Origin of the sequence: Veillonella dispar, from assembly GCF_900637515.1 — a bacterium.
In the GTDB taxonomy this organism is placed as follows: Bacteria; Bacillota; Negativicutes; order Veillonellales; family Veillonellaceae; genus Veillonella; species Veillonella dispar.
Map to the genome: position 1 here is coordinate 336,390 of NZ_LR134375.1, position 14,641 is coordinate 351,030.

The window sequence follows — 14,641 nt, forward strand, 5'->3', positions numbered from 1 at the left end:
TAGCTTTCACAGTGTGGAGTCCAAAAGGGATGCACAGGAGGAATTATGAAACGAATTCTATTAGTATTAATGAGCGTTTTCATGCTAGCCTTGTTAGTGGGGTGTGGTAGTGACACAAACAAAGCAGCAGATTCTGCTAAACCAAGCACATCTGAAAAGATTACTGTACAGGCGGCAGCGAGCTTGAAAGGGGCCCTTACTGAATTGGCAGAGTCCTACAAAAAGAGTCATAACTTAGCAGACGACCAAATTGCTATTAACTTTGCTGGTTCTGGCACATTGCGCCAACAAATTGAACAAGGTGCACCAGCAAGCTTATTTATCTCTGCCGACGAAAAGAATATGAAAATGTTGCAAGATAAAGACCTTGTAACAGATGTTAAACCATTTGTAACTAATGAATTAGTTCTCGTAGTTCCAAAAGGGCAACCTAAAGTTGAATTAAATCAAATTGCTTCTGTTAAACGTATCGTTTTAGGTAATCCTGAAACTGTACCAGCTGGTAATTATGGTAAACAAGTATTAACAAAATTAGGTGTTTGGGAACAAGTTGAACCAAATGTAGTATATGCTAAAGACGTAAAAGCTGTAACAGCATCCATTAGCCAAGGTGCTGGTGATGCGGGCTTTATCTATAAAACAGATGCTATTGCTGCAGGTGATGCAGTTCAAATTTCTGCTGTAACACCGGCAGATTCCCATGATCCAGTTATTTATCCAATCGGTATCATTAAAAAATATGACAACGCATTGGCAAAAGACTTTTACCAATATGTAATGAGCCCAGAAGGCCAAAAAGTATTAGAAAAATACGGTTTCTCTCCTTCTAAATAAGAGTTAAACGCTAGCTTTCAGGGCTAGCGTTTTCTTATGATACAATATAGATATTATTATGAATATGTTAGACATACATTTTTACATGCTATATGATGCAAATAAGTAAATCATTTTAAAACTAGATGTATTTTTATTATTACTGATTTTAGTCTTATTGATAGAAAGGGGGCGTACCATGAGTCCGTTTTGGCTATCCTTATGGGTGGCGAGCGTTGCGCTTATCATCGTTATTGTTACAGGCTTAGGCGCTTGTTATTGGATGAATCGCTGTAAGTGGGGCGGTATGGCTATTTTAGATGCCCTAATTACATTGCCTCTTGTATTGCCACCAGTAGTTGTTGGTTTTGCTCTTCTCATGGTATTTACTCCAGGATATGCGTTCGGTGCGTGGCTCGAAGCTCATGGTATGAGTGTGGTCTTTGCCGCTTCTGGTGCAGTTGTTGCATCCTCTGTCATTGCATTCCCCCTATTTTATCAAACAGTGCGCTCTGCGTTGCAGTCCGTTGATCATAATATGGAGGATGTAGCGCGTACATTGGGCGCTTCAGAATTGCGTATATTCTTTACCATATCTGTGCCTCTTGCATGGAAAGGTATTTTAACAGGTAGCATCTTGGCGTTCTGCCGCGCCATGGGTGAGTTTGGAGCGACTATCTTGATTGCGGGCAATATTCCAAAGGTAACGCGCACTATGCCACTAGCTATTTACTCTTACGTAGAGGCTGGGCAATATATGGATGCCTTTGAGCTTGTTGTTTATATTTGTGTTCTTACATTGGCATTGTTGAGCGGTATTCACCTCATTACGAAGGGGTCTTTGTTCCGCCATACAGAGAATAACTAGGAGGTTCTATGATTACATTTTCCTTTACTGTAGCTAGACCTTCTGTGACTGTGAAAGCTGATGGGGCACTGACTTCTGGCATTACTGTGCTGACTGGTCAATCTGGCAGTGGTAAAAGTACCTTTATCAAATGCATTGCAGGGCTCGTAAAACCCACCACTGGCAGTATTCAATACGATGAAACGACGTGGGTTGATCGAGATAAAAAGATATGGGTGCCTGCTCAAAAACGTCAAGTAGGCTATATGCCGCAAGGCAATATTGTATTTCCTCACTTGTCGGTAGAACATAATATTACCTATAGTAAACGAGGCACACCTGACATGTGTGATACATTGTTACAACGTTTGGGTTTAGAGAAATATCGTAATACCAAGGCTGGTAGCTTATCTGGTGGTGAGCAACAGCGGGTTGCACTAGGCCGTGCGCTCTACTCAAAACCTACTATTTTACTCCTTGATGAGCCTTTATCTGCACTCGATTGGAACTTACGAAAACAAGTGCGTGAAGACCTCGTTTCCATCATTCGCGAATGGGATGTACCTTGCGTATGGGTAACACATGATGAAAGCGAAGTAGAAGCTGTAGGGGATAGACATTGGATCTGTGAAAACGGACTCATTACAATTTCTGAATAATGGGAACTATTTTAAAATCTTATAGTTTTGATGCAGTGAAAAAAACTATGAAAATTAAATAAGAGATACATAAAAACACCTTCATAATCCTTGATATGTACCCCCTTTACTGGATAACCAGTAAAGGGGGTATTTTCATGAGATATAGTTATCAATTTAAAAGGAAAGCAATTGAATTATTCTATCGAGGTGAATGGCCTAAGACACCTAACGGTGTAACAACAGATACATTTCATAGACTAATAAGAGACTGGGTTAAACTAGAGCAGCATCATGGCCCGGACATTAATAAAAATCGAGGGACTAATAAGTATTGGACTCCAGAAGAGAAATATAGTTTGGTATGCCAAGTCCTCTCTGGACAAGGATTGAGAACAGTAGCTATTGTAGCTGGTATTAATTCTGGGCAGCTGTATCAATGGGTTCATAAATACAAAACTTTGGGATACAATGGTCTTATCAATAAATCTAAAGGGCGACCATTAAAGGATTCCAAAATGAAACTACCAAAGAATACTTCACCTCGAACACTGAATGAGAGTGAATATGAAGAACTCATTCGCTTACGTGCTGAAATTGCGTATATTAAAGCTGAAAATGAAGTCATAAAAAAAGAGATTGCCTTGAGAGAAGAAAAAGAGGCTGCGCGACTCAAGGCGAAAAAGCAGCGATTATCAAAACGCTCCGCCAGCAAGGCTATCAACTAAAACATCTTTTGAAAGCTATGCCAATGTCCAAATCTACCTATTATTTTGAACTTACTAAAGTAGATCTTGTAGATAAAAGAAATACAGAGCTAAAAGATGAAATTCAAAAGATTTTTACAGAACATAAAGGGCGGTATGGTGTACGCCGTGTATATCGGGAGCTTCTTAATCGAGGTTTTGTAGTTAATCATAAACGAGTACAAAGACTTATGCATTGTATGGGACTCGCAGGAAAGCGACCGAAAGAAAAGTATCACTCTTACAAAGGGAAAGTCGGTAAGGTAGCAGAAAATATCGTCAATAGAGATTTTAGTACAACTGCACCATTACAAAAATGGACTACTGATGTGTCTCAATTTAATTTCTCGTGGGGAAAATGCTATTTGTCACCTATTTTAGATATGAATACGAATGAGATTATTGCTTATGACTTAGCATTAAGGCCCAACTTAGAACAAATTTCTCGTATGTTAGAGAAGGCATTTAAGAAGTTTACGAATCTTTCGGGATTAATCTTCCACTCTGATCAAGGCTGGCAATACCAACATAACTATTTTAGACAAGCACTTAAAGAACATGGCATTATTCAGTCTATGTCTAGAAAAGGAAATTGTTATGATAACTCTGTGATGGAAACCTTTTTTGGTAGATTGAAAACAGAAATATATTATGGTTTTGAAACAGAATATTCATCATTTAATGCTTTTGCAGTAGCAATAGAAGAATACATTAACTATTACAACAACAAAAGGATCCAGAAAAAAACAAAATGGATGCTTCCTGTAAAATACAGGGAAGCATCCATGTGTTTAGGCTAGTAAATAATATGTGTCCAGGAAAATGGGTACATATCACCTACTGGTGGATTGTGAAGGTGTTTTCTTTTTAGATAGTTGATAGCAGTGTATTTACCATTATCTTTAATCTTTAGTATTGAATTAGTACGTTTATAATAGATGTTACCTGCTAATGCTACTTAATTTCTGTTGATGCGTGCGCTGTTTTACTTATATATCCAACGATAGCGGTTACTATGAAGGCCATAGCAAAAGATGGTAATGTAGCACCTATTGTGCTTTCACTATGTAACATATAGTGGTATAAACCAACAGATACGGCCCAAATAAGACCTCGTACGAGATAAGCCGATAATGTTTGTACTTGTTGGCGATTGATAAAGTAGTCTGCCAATAAGATGGCAATCATCGGCGTAAATACTGAGCCGATGAGGTATAGGAAGTCTGTAATATCATCCATTGGATATAGAATCGCTGCAATAGTGCCCACGATAGTAACGATGACGGCTACCCCTTTACTAGATGCACCGTTATAGATCGTCGTACTAGATACGCCTGCAGAGTAAGCGTCCATAAAGGTTGTCGTAACGGTAGAGAAGATGATAACAATGAGTCCCGCAAGGCCAAGTCCTGCATTCATCATGATAGTAATGATGGAATCACCACCGCCAAAGATAGCGGCACTAAGACCTAAGGTGTACATAACGATACTTGTTATAGTGTAGACTGTAGCACTTGTAAGGGAGGCGGAGAAAGGTTTTTTGCTTTCACGCGTATAATCACTGATGAGAGGTAGCCAAGATAGTGGCATGGCAATAGATAATTCAAGAGCAGCGATGAAACTCATGTTTCCACTAGATAGAAGGCTAGCGTCACTAGGCCACTGCAATATCATGTGAGCGCCCATGTAAAGGGTGAGTCCTAGCAATAGAACAGATACGATGGCTTGAATATAGCCCGTATTGTGGAGGCCGATGAAAAGCCACAGGATGACAAGCGCTCCGATAGCTATGGTCCAAACCATAGGGGATAGGGGCGCTAGCTCTTGTAGGGCTAGCATAGCGTCGTAGATCATGATGCTAGTCCAGCCGATAAGTTGAAGCATATTTAAAAAGGCAAAGCCTTTAGCCCCTAGTGGGCCAAAGCTAAAGGCAGTAGTATTCATACTGCCTTGCCGTAAACGGCCACCGATAAGGCCAGCTCCAAAGAGTAATATACCACCGATGATATGCCCCAGTATGATGGCATATAGACCTTGGGTGAGCCCTAAGGGGGCCAGATAGGTTCCTGTCATGATTTCCGCTATAGATAGAGCGGCACCAAACCATATCATGGCGAACTGTGATTGTGTAATGTGTGTATCTTTCATACGTCCTCCTTGCCAGAAAGTCATAGAAAAAGCCGAGTTCAATAGGAACTCGGCTATTAATCCTCTATGTTCCCTACGTTGGCATTATCCAAATCAGGTTATGGGTTAAAGCGATAGCTTACTCTCAGCCCACTCTTGTGAGCACCCCGTTATGGCTTCATTATATGCGGATAATAGGAAACCGTCAATTCTTTTGTTGCATAGATTGTATAATAATGTTATAACTAGAGTATAAAAATATATTGCCACTAGGGGTGCTTTTGCTGAGATTGACCATTCAAAACCCTAGACCTGATCTAGATAATACTTGCGTAGGGAAGTGGAGTGAAACATAATACTAAACTATTACGAGACCATTCCATTTGGAGTGGTCTTGTTTTTATATGTTTGGAGGTATTATGAAAAAACTGATTATTGCTAGCATATGTGTGGCCTTAGGTGTAGTATTATCTACTACATCAATTCCTGTTGGGCCGGCTCGTATTTTTCCGTTTCAACATATGATTAATGTTATCTTAGCCGTTGTGGTGGGGGCAAGATTTTCCGTAGGAGCTGCCTTTAGTACATCTTGTTTACGCAATGTATTGGCACTAGGTTCTCCTTTAGCCTTTCCTGGCAGCATGATTGGCGCTTGGTTATCGGCTTATTTATATAAGAAATATAACGCTCTATGGGCGGCGGCTCTAGGCGAAATCATTGGTACCGGCCTTATCGGTGCTCTCGTAAGTTATCCAATAGCCCATTTCCTATTAGGTAAACCTTTGGCATTGTTGACTTTGATTACATCCTTCGCCATGAGCTCTGTGGCAGGTGCTTGCATAGGTTTCATAGTATTACAAATCTTATCTCGTCGTCATCTATTACATAAGGAGGCATAATGAAACTACATACTGCATTGACAATTGCTGGTACTGATCCTAGTGGTGGTGCCGGTATTATGGCCGATTTGAAATCCTTCCAAAGTCGTCACGTATACGGCATGGCTGTTGTTACCTCTGTGGTAGCCCAAAATACGACAGGCGTACATCATGTAGAACATCTGTCGCTAGAGAGTATTGACCGACAATTACACGATGTGTATTCTGACATTGAACCACAAGCTGTTAAGACGGGCATGATTGCCTTGCCGGAGATGATGGATCTTATCTATCCTTATATGAGTAAACCAATTCCTTATGTAATGGATCCCGTTATGATTGCCACTAGCGGTGACCGACTCGTATCAGATGAAGCAGTGAATTTCTTAAAATCCAAACTTATTCCGACGGCTACAGTGATTACACCTAACCGCAGCGAGGCTGAGGTCTTAGCGGACATGTCTATTAATTGTGAAAGCGATATAACAACAGCAGCGAATCGTATCTTACAGGACTTAGGACCTCAAGTAGTTATCATTAAAGGTGGTCACATCGGTGAAGATGCAACGGATTATGCTTTCACTAAAGATGGTAGCGTCCGTACTTGGACAAGCCCTAAATATGATACGGTGCATACTCATGGTACAGGCTGTACCTTCTCCGCCGTGATTACGGCGGAGCTTGCAAAGGGCCGTGATGTAATGGATGCCATTGGTATTGCCAAGGACTATATTGCCCTTGCTATTAAACATAATCCTGGACTGGGAAATGGCTGTGGTCCCGTTAATCATATGGCTTATGGCCTCTTATCTAATGGACCTGAAACGATGGATGAGCTCTTGAAAAATGACGAGAGGAGATAGTGATATGACCCATGAAAATCCATATATGAATGGTCAAATTTGGCCTGAACTCAATATATTAGAAATCTTGCGCCAGAGAAACCCTCTCGTTATTTGTATTACTAATGATGTGGTGAGGACCTTTACAGCTAATGGTTTACTCGCTATTGGCGCATCACCGGTGATGAGTGAGTGTAGTGAAGATTTAAAAGACCTCATCGTCCATGCATCGGCGCTACTCATCAATATTGGAACCCTTACGCCAGACAAAGTTAGTTACTACAAAGATGCTATAGCACTGGCGAAGAAACATGAGGTTCCTATCGTTTTAGATCCAGTAGGTTGTCATGCGGGGGCTTATCGTTTATCTGTGGTGTTAGACTTGATTAAGACTGGTGAGATCTCATTAGTGCGAGGCAATCAAAGTGAAATTAAAGCTATCTACGATGCTTTAAGTCCTAATAATCAGGCAGATACATCCACTACCGGTAAAGGTGTAGATGGAGGACAGATCGAGGATAGTGCTGTTATCGCCTATCGTCTAGCCCGCCTTATTAACTGCCCTGTTGTAGCTACTGGCGAAGAGGATTATGTTTCTGATGGAACTCGGGTATTTGCTGTTCCACACGGACACCCTATTATGACGGCTGTAACGGGTACGGGCTGTCTATTAGGTGCTGTATTGGCGGCTTTCTTTAGTGCTTACTACCCATGTAAAAATAGACTGTCTATCGGTGAGTTTCTCGCTTACGCATTGGCTTACTATGGTTTAGCCGGTGAAAGTGCAGTGCAAGTAAGTGGCGTACAACCTGGTAGTTTTAGTGTAGCCTTTATGGATAGTTTATATACACTCGATGATGCGGTGCTTATATCTGAAAATCGTATACGCCCTGTAGTTGTGCCAGATCAATTACAAGTATATTTCATCAGTGGTACGCAAGATGTGGAACTGAATGAAAATCGTTTACTCTCTATCGTAGAGGATGCTTGTCGAGGCGGTGTGACTTGTTTCCAATTTAGAGAAAAGGGCGTAGGTACTTTAATTGGGCAACAGAAACTAGAGTTAGCCCAACAATTACAACAAATCTGTGCTAAGTACAATGTGCTGTATATTATCAACGATGATGTAGACTTAGCGATGGCTGTAAATGCTGATGGTATACATGTAGGTCAAGAAGATATGCGTCTAGAAGAGGTGCGTAATCTTGTGGGCCATAAGGTGGTTGGTATTTCAATTCACTCTGTGGAGGAACTACATAAGACCGATGTAATTTACGCTGATTGTGTAGGTGTAGGTCCTATGTATGCTACAAGTAGTAAACCTGATGCACAAGCGCCATGTGGACCAAATCGAATTACAGAACTTCAAGCAGAAGGCTTAACATTACCATGTGTAGGAATAGGTGGCATCACTTTAGATAATGCAAAACTTGTACTACAAGCGGGGGCCTATGGTGTAGCTGTAATTTCTGCTATTGCTCATGCAGATAACCCTTATGAGGCGGTACAACAGTTTAAGCATTTAGTGGATAGTACTAAATAGCGAATAGAACACAAAAAAAGACGATGACCTAAGTCATCGTCTTTTTGTTAAGGAAGTTGTTAGTACTTACTGTAAGATTATATTGTACTTACAGGTGTGTTTAATTTAAATCTGTACTTACAGGTTGTTAGTTTAGTTAGTGTCGTACTTACAGATTAGATGGATTCCACGAAACGGTGGAAGAAAGCTTGTGGGTGAGCACATACTGGGCAAACTTTAGGAGCTTCTTCACCAACGTGTACGTAACCACAGTTAGCGCAGATCCAAGCAACTGGTTCATCGTTAGTGAATACTTTGTTACCAGATACTTGAGCTGCTAATGCAAGGTAACGAGCTTCATGACGAGCTTCGATTTTACCAACTTCGCGCATTTGGTAAGCGATTTTTGCAAAGCCTTCTTTTTCAGCTTCGTCAGCGAAATCTTTGTACATTGTAGTGTGTTCGTAGTTTTCACCAGCTGCTGCATCACGAAGGTTAGCTTCGATATCGGAAGATACGTCGCCACCATGAAGAGCTTTGAACCACAATTTAGCATGTGCGGATTCGTTGTGAGCTGTTTCTTCGAAATAATCAGCGATTTCGTTCATGCCAGCTTTACGAGCTGCTGCTGCGTAGAAAGTATATTTTTGAAATGCTTGGGATTCGCCAGCGAATGCTGCTTGAAGATTTTTTTCAGTGTTAGAACCTTTTAATTCTGCCATTTTAATACTCCTTTGTACTTACGATAATTTTCAAATTTGTTACTTAACTTATATATTCATAACCACTTGGTTGTGAAGTCAAACAATAGAATACTTATTCTACAATTTTCGTGGGCGACTTCGCCTTAGTAAGAAAACTTATTCTTGGATTAAATAGACACTTGCCTAACTCTTAAAATAGTACTTACTGATTTTTGTTTTTTCGGCACTTGCCGTCTTAACAGTTTTATATACAATGGTGTATCCGTATACTTAACGAATAATCATTGTTGACTATATTGTAACATACTAAATGAGAAATGCAAGTGTTTTTGTAAAATTTATTTCGAAAATTTTCTAAATGATAAATATTATCAATGTAGTAAAAATGCGGTTTCTTAAAGACTGAATAGTATAGGATTTGTAAAAATAGCCAATTTTGATATTGAGAATGATAACTAAATGAAAAATCATTATTGATTAGATATTGATAACCTTTTCGTTAAATGTACTAATAACTACCCATAAAATGACTATATAACTATAGAATTATGATATGTTTATAGAACTTTGTATTTCTTGTATAATAAGTATATAAATACTGAACGTTGTAAAAGGAGGCGCTATGGCATTTGTTAGATATTACGTAGGCGATGTGGTAAAGATGAAAAAGTCACATCCTTGCGGCAGTGATGAATGGGAAGTCAAACGGATTGGCACTGACTTCCTCATTGTATGTAATGGCTGTGGTCATCAACTGTTGATGCCGCGCCCAAAATTTGAAAAGGCAGTTAAGAAAATTATATCTAGATTGCCAGAGAATGAATAAGGGGGACGTATGGTACGACTCACTGATTACGTAACAAGTGGGGGCTGTGCATGTAAGATTGGGCCTCATATATTAAATCGTGTATTAAAAGCGGTGACGCCTGTTACTAATGAACATGTATTAGCAGATATGACAGGCGCTGACGACGCAGGCGTATATAAACTTTCAGACAAACTAGCATTAGTACAAACATTAGATTTCTTTACGCCTATGGTTAATGATCCTGTTTTATTTGGGAAGATTGCTGCGGCTAATGCGTTGAGTGATGTGTATGCTATGGGAGGAACACCGTTAACGGCTATGAACATTGTGGGGTTCCCTGTGCCTCTTGTTGAACAAGGCGTATTAACAGATGTATTAAATGGGGCGGGATCCATTGTGGCTGAATCTGGTGCTGCCATTGTTGGTGGTCACAGCATTGAAAATAAAGAGCCTATCTTCGGTATGTCTGTAACAGGGCAAGTGAATCCAAACCGAATTTGGAAAAATAAAGGGGCCCAAGTAGGGGATGTGCTGATATTAACTAAGCGAATTGGTACAGGGATTATGAATAATGCTCTAAAAGGTGATTTATTTCCTGTAGGTACTGAGCAGGCCGTCACTAGCATGAGTACGTTAAATCGGGTGGGAGCAGAAGTGGCTCACAACTTTACCATCCATGCTTGTACGGACGTAACAGGCTTTAGTCTCATGGGGCACTCTGTAGAAATGGCTAGTGCCTCTGATGTGACAATACACATTAAGGCTTACGACATTCCTCTCTTTGATGATGTCATCGAAGCGGCTCAGATGGGATTAGTACCAGCTGCATCCTATGGGAATCGAAAGGCTATAACAGACGTTCAAGTAGATCAGGCTTTGGACCCTGTATGGACGGATATTCTCTTTGATCCCCAAACCTCGGGTGGTTTACTGTTCTCTGTTCCCGCTAATGAAGGTGAACAACTCGTAGAGGCGTTACATAAGGCTGGTATAGACTGTGCGGCTATTATTGGTACTGTTGAAAGCTTTAGTGGATTAGCAGTACGCGTTACAGAATAGATTTATAAAAAACAAGTTTTCTACTATTGGCTATCGATATTTAATTACAATATCATTAGCTGATAGCTGATAGCTGATAGCTGATAGCTGATAGCTGATAGCTGATAGCTAATAGCTGATAGGTAATACTTTTACAAAATATATAATGTATATAATATAGAGGTGTATGATGAGCAATACAAATGAATTAACTGTAGATGTACGTGGTAGCTTGTGTCCAAAACCTGTGATTGAAACTAAGAAGGTTAGCGATGCGAATCCAGATGCTGTTATTACTACTATTGTAGATAATGAAGTGAGTCGCGATAATGTAGAAAAGTTTGGTAAGTCTCGTGGTTATGGTGTGGCTATTCGCCAAGATGGTAAGGATTTCTACCTCACTATGACCCCTAATGATAATCCAGTATCAGATGGTAGTTGTGAACCAATGAGTTTTGGCAACCGTGTCATCTTGATGACAAAGGACTATCTTGGTGAAGGTAGTGAAGAATTAGGCCGTAACCTAATGAAAACGTTCTGGGTATGCATGGTAGAAGCAGATGTGAAACCATCTAAGATTTATTTCATTAATAGCAGTGTTAAGATGGTAACTAACGATTCTGTTCATTTGGAAAATATTAAAAAGTTAGCTGATGCAGGTGTTGAAATTGCAGCCTGTGGGATTTGCCTCGATTTCTATGGTGTGAAAGAAAACATTGGCGTAGGTAGTATTACAAATATGTATGCTATTACAGATGCAATCCTTGGCGACAATATTGTTAAGCTATAATGTTAGCAGCTTATTTTGATATATTGATTTTAAGCTATTGGTTTAGATTAGATTTTTCATTTCGAGCATTAATAGTTTAGGTGAAAGAAATCTAATCGTATCGATTGTGGTAGGAGGTGAGGCATTGGAAAATAAAAAATTACTTGTTGTTTTTACATCCTATTATTTTGGCGATAAAGCAGATAAGTTATTAACAGAACTAGAGGTGCCTCATCAATTAATGGCTACACCTCCAGAGCTGTACGATATGTGTGGTTTATCGGTGCAAATAGATCCGAGTATTGTTGAGCAGGTTCAGACTATTTTAAAAGAACATAAGATTAGTACGTCAGGACTTTTTTGGTATGAAAAAGGGGAGCTGGCTGTACCATATAAAGACTAGACTATGTCTAGTCTTTTGTGTTTTATGATGCATTTCATATGATTAGTATGGATATTATGGTAGTATAAGCATAGGATATTTTTATCACTTATGGAGGTATATATGAGCAAATATGAAATAGAAAATGTAAAATTAACGGCTCCTAAATTGGATCGTAAAGATTTAGAATATGCTATGACATATCGTTATGCATGTAAGAAGTTTGATAGCAAGAAGAAAATCTCTGAAGAAGACTGGAATGCAATTTTAACAGCAGCTCGCTTGGCACCAACATCCCTTGGTTTTGAACCTTATGAATTGTTAGTCATCCAAAACCCTGAAATTCGTGAAAAAATGAAAGCTCATGGCTGGGGCATTCAAGCAGGTCTTGAAGCAAGTCATTTTGTAGTGTTCTTAACACGCAAAAAGGTAGACTTAGAATTTGATTCCCCTTATGTTCGTCATATTCAAGAGGAAGTTAAACAATTACCTGCAGAAATTGATGCAGCATATCGTGAAAAATATGCCCAATTCACTACAAGCGATTATAAAACATTTGAATCTGAACGGGCTGCCTTTGATTGGGCCTCTAAACAAGGGTATATCGTTATGGCGAATATGATGACTATGGCGGCGTATGAAGGCTTAGATTCTTGTCCATTAGAAGGCTTCAATCAAGATGACATGACCGCACTCTTAGGTGATGAACTTGGCCTGTTCGATACTAAACACTTTGGCATTGCTGTAATGGCTGCCTTTGGTTACCGAGACGAAGAACCACATCGTAATAAAACACGTCGTACAATGGATGAAATTGTAACAGTAGTTGAGTAGATCATATATGTAGAACTAAATCGAAATTCTTCATTTAACCTTTAGAATTGAATGCTATATTATAAATATATAACAATTCTAAAGTATTTATAAATACTGTATTTTTGATGGGATTTATGAATATTTTGATTGAATAGGAAGGAGTCACAATTATGGCATTAGAAGATAAATTAGATCAAGTTAAAGGTGCAGTAAAAGAAAATGCAGGTAAATTAACTGATGACAAACAAATGCAAGCAGAAGGCGTTGTTGAAAATACAGTAGCAAAAGTAAAAGACGCTGCTACTAATGTTGCTGATGACGTTAAAAAGGCTGCGGATGATGTTAAAGATGTAGTAGATGGTGCGATTAGCGGCCTTAAAAATGCATTGGGCAATGATGACAAATAAAATTAAATAAAAGCTATTATATAGCAATGAAAAAAACCAGTAAATCGATAGATTTACTGGTTTTTATTATTTATAGATTTGATTATACGTTGAAGCGGAAGTGTGTTACATCGCCGTCTTTCATAACGTAGTCTTTACCTTCAAGGCGTACAAGGCCTTTTTCTTTAGCCGCGTTTTGGCTACCGCAAGCTTGTAAGTCATCGAAGGATACGATTTCGGCGCGGATAAAGCCTTTTTCGATATCAGAGTGGATTTTACCAGCCGCTTGAGGCGCTTTTGTGCCGTTTACGATTGTCCAAGCACGAGCTTCCATTTCGCCAGCTGTGAAGTAGTTGATAAGACCTAAGAGTGCATAACTTGCTTTGATAAGTTTAGTTAAGCCAGATTCTTCAAGGCCAAGATCTTCGAGGAATGCAGCGGATTCTTCTTCGGATAACTCTGCAATTTCGGACTCGATACGAGCGGACACAACAACGATGCCAGCGCCTTCGTTTTTCGCATATTCCTCAACGCGTTTTACATATTCGTTGGAAGAGTAGTCAGATACTTCATCTTCAGAAATGTTAGCTACATAAAGAGATGGTTTTGCTGTAAGCAATGTTAACTCTTTAATCATTTCCAATTCTTCTTCTTCAAGACCTTGTGCACGAACTGGTTTTGCTTCACCTAAACCTTCGATGATGCGTTCTAGCAATGGTAATTCAGCGCGAGCATCTTTATCGCCAGATTTAGCGATTTTTTCAATACGTTGTTTACGTTTTTCAACGGATTCAAGGTCTGCAAGACAAAGTTCAGTGTTGATGATTTCGATGTCGCGAATTGGGTCGATGGAGCCAGACACGTGAGTGATGTTAGGGTCATCAAAACAGCGAATAACTTGTGCAATAGCATCTACTTGGCGGATGTGGCTAAGGAATTTATTACCTAAACCTTCGCCTTTAGATGCACCTTCTACGAGGCCAGCGATATCTACGAAGCGCATAGCAGCAGGAAGAATACGTTTGGAGCCGAACATTTCAGCCAATACAGCTAAACGATTATCTGGAACGTCAACTACACCTACATTCGGCTCAATTGTACAGAATGGATAGTTGGCAGCTTCAGCGCCTGCTTTTGTAATAGCGTTGAATAATGTACTTTTACCAACATTTGGAAGGCCTACGATGCCTACTTCTAAATTTGTGCTCATGGTACCACCTTTTATTAAAACATTGATTTCGTTCTTTGTGAAAGCTTTCATTAGAAACATATTTCTTATAAAAACCTTATCAAACACATATTATATCATATTCTAATCGATATAT

The 14,641-nt window shown here is 39.5% G+C and carries 17 protein-coding genes and 2 riboswitches; of the genes, 14 read left to right on the forward strand and 3 right to left on the reverse strand.

The features are described from left to right. Positions 1–45 precede the first annotated feature (45 nt). The 5 genes from modA to EL171_RS01470 all read left to right on the forward strand — a co-directional run bounded on the left by modA (position 46) and on the right by EL171_RS01470 (position 3,844). Positions 46–834 carry a molybdate ABC transporter substrate-binding protein gene (gene modA / locus EL171_RS01450; RefSeq protein ID WP_005387772.1) on the forward strand — a complete coding sequence of 263 codons (789 nt, stop codon included), beginning with the start codon at positions 46–48 and terminating at the stop codon, positions 832–834. A 178-nt stretch (positions 835–1,012) separates the two neighbouring features. Continuing rightward, a complete protein-coding gene (modB, locus tag EL171_RS01455) occupies positions 1,013–1,681 on the forward strand; it encodes a molybdate ABC transporter permease subunit (RefSeq protein ID WP_005387773.1) in 669 nt (222 codons plus the stop codon). An 8-nt stretch (positions 1,682–1,689) separates the two neighbouring features. Beyond that, on the forward strand, positions 1,690–2,319 hold the full coding sequence (locus tag EL171_RS01460) for an ATP-binding cassette domain-containing protein (protein WP_005387774.1): 630 nt from the start codon (positions 1,690–1,692) through the stop codon (positions 2,317–2,319). Positions 2,320–2,456: 137 nt separating this feature from the next. Next, the gene (locus tag EL171_RS01465) at positions 2,457–3,026 is read left to right on the forward strand and encodes a helix-turn-helix domain-containing protein (protein WP_039969575.1); all 570 of its coding nucleotides are present in this window, start codon (positions 2,457–2,459) and stop codon (positions 3,024–3,026) included. Further along, a complete protein-coding gene (locus EL171_RS01470) occupies positions 2,990–3,844 on the forward strand; it encodes an IS3 family transposase (protein ID WP_232013657.1) in 855 nt (284 codons plus the stop codon). Before EL171_RS01465 ends, EL171_RS01470 begins: the two co-directional genes overlap by 37 nt. A gap of 154 nt (positions 3,845–3,998) precedes the next feature. On the opposite strand, the gene cytX is transcribed toward EL171_RS01470, so the two are convergent. Then, the gene (gene cytX, locus EL171_RS01475) at positions 3,999–5,192 is read right to left on the reverse strand and encodes a putative hydroxymethylpyrimidine transporter CytX (RefSeq protein ID WP_039969579.1); all 1,194 of its coding nucleotides are present in this window, start codon (positions 5,190–5,192) and stop codon (positions 3,999–4,001) included. Positions 5,193–5,245: 53 nt separating this feature from the next. Beyond that, positions 5,246–5,351, reverse strand: a riboswitch (TPP riboswitch). Positions 5,352–5,432: 81 nt separating this feature from the next. Next, positions 5,433–5,527: riboswitch (TPP riboswitch) on the forward strand. Between the two features lie 63 nt (positions 5,528–5,590). On the opposite strand from cytX, the gene thiW reads away from it, so the two are divergent. Genes thiW through thiM form a run of 3 tightly spaced genes read left to right on the forward strand, consistent with a single transcriptional unit; the run spans position 5,591 to position 8,434 of the window. Further along, entirely contained in the window at positions 5,591–6,070 is a 480-nt protein-coding gene (thiW, locus tag EL171_RS01480; protein ID WP_039969581.1) for an energy coupling factor transporter S component ThiW, read from the forward strand. Continuing rightward, complete coding sequence (gene thiD / locus EL171_RS01485) at positions 6,070–6,912, forward strand: bifunctional hydroxymethylpyrimidine kinase/phosphomethylpyrimidine kinase (protein ID WP_005387786.1); 843 nt, start codon at positions 6,070–6,072, stop codon at positions 6,910–6,912. The genes thiW and thiD overlap by 1 nt, the downstream gene beginning before the upstream one ends. 4 nt (positions 6,913–6,916) lie before the next feature. Beyond that, complete coding sequence (gene thiM, locus EL171_RS01490) at positions 6,917–8,434, forward strand: hydroxyethylthiazole kinase (RefSeq protein WP_039969584.1); 1,518 nt, start codon at positions 6,917–6,919, stop codon at positions 8,432–8,434. A 155-nt stretch (positions 8,435–8,589) separates the two neighbouring features. Here thiM and rbr read toward each other — a convergent pair whose 3' ends face one another. After that, complete coding sequence (rbr, locus tag EL171_RS01495) at positions 8,590–9,135, reverse strand: rubrerythrin (protein ID WP_005387792.1); 546 nt, start codon at positions 9,133–9,135, stop codon at positions 8,590–8,592. A gap of 604 nt (positions 9,136–9,739) precedes the next feature. On the opposite strand from rbr, the gene EL171_RS01500 reads away from it, so the two are divergent. From EL171_RS01500 to EL171_RS01525, 6 genes are all read left to right on the forward strand, one after another. Continuing rightward, complete coding sequence (locus EL171_RS01500; protein WP_005387793.1) at positions 9,740–9,943, forward strand: DUF951 domain-containing protein; 204 nt, start codon at positions 9,740–9,742, stop codon at positions 9,941–9,943. A gap of 9 nt (positions 9,944–9,952) precedes the next feature. Next, positions 9,953–10,984 carry a selenide, water dikinase SelD gene (selD, locus tag EL171_RS01505; protein ID WP_005387794.1) on the forward strand — a complete coding sequence of 344 codons (1,032 nt, stop codon included), beginning with the start codon at positions 9,953–9,955 and terminating at the stop codon, positions 10,982–10,984. Positions 10,985–11,153: 169 nt separating this feature from the next. Then, the gene (gene yedF, locus EL171_RS01510; RefSeq protein ID WP_039969586.1) at positions 11,154–11,753 is read left to right on the forward strand and encodes a sulfurtransferase-like selenium metabolism protein YedF; all 600 of its coding nucleotides are present in this window, start codon (positions 11,154–11,156) and stop codon (positions 11,751–11,753) included. 124 nt (positions 11,754–11,877) lie between these two features. Next, positions 11,878–12,135, forward strand: coding sequence for a putative Se/S carrier protein (locus EL171_RS01515; RefSeq protein WP_039969589.1), 258 nt, complete (start codon positions 11,878–11,880; stop codon positions 12,133–12,135). A 102-nt stretch (positions 12,136–12,237) separates the two neighbouring features. Further along, positions 12,238–12,948 (forward strand): NAD(P)H-dependent oxidoreductase, encoded by a 711-nt coding sequence (locus EL171_RS01520; RefSeq protein ID WP_039969590.1) that lies wholly within the window; start codon positions 12,238–12,240, stop codon positions 12,946–12,948. A 152-nt stretch (positions 12,949–13,100) separates the two neighbouring features. Continuing rightward, a complete protein-coding gene (locus EL171_RS01525; RefSeq protein WP_005387800.1) occupies positions 13,101–13,337 on the forward strand; it encodes a CsbD family protein in 237 nt (78 codons plus the stop codon). Between the two features lie 82 nt (positions 13,338–13,419). Here EL171_RS01525 and ychF read toward each other — a convergent pair whose 3' ends face one another. Beyond that, entirely contained in the window at positions 13,420–14,526 is a 1,107-nt protein-coding gene (gene ychF / locus EL171_RS01530; protein ID WP_008602886.1) for a redox-regulated ATPase YchF, read from the reverse strand. Positions 14,527–14,641 lie beyond the last annotated feature (115 nt).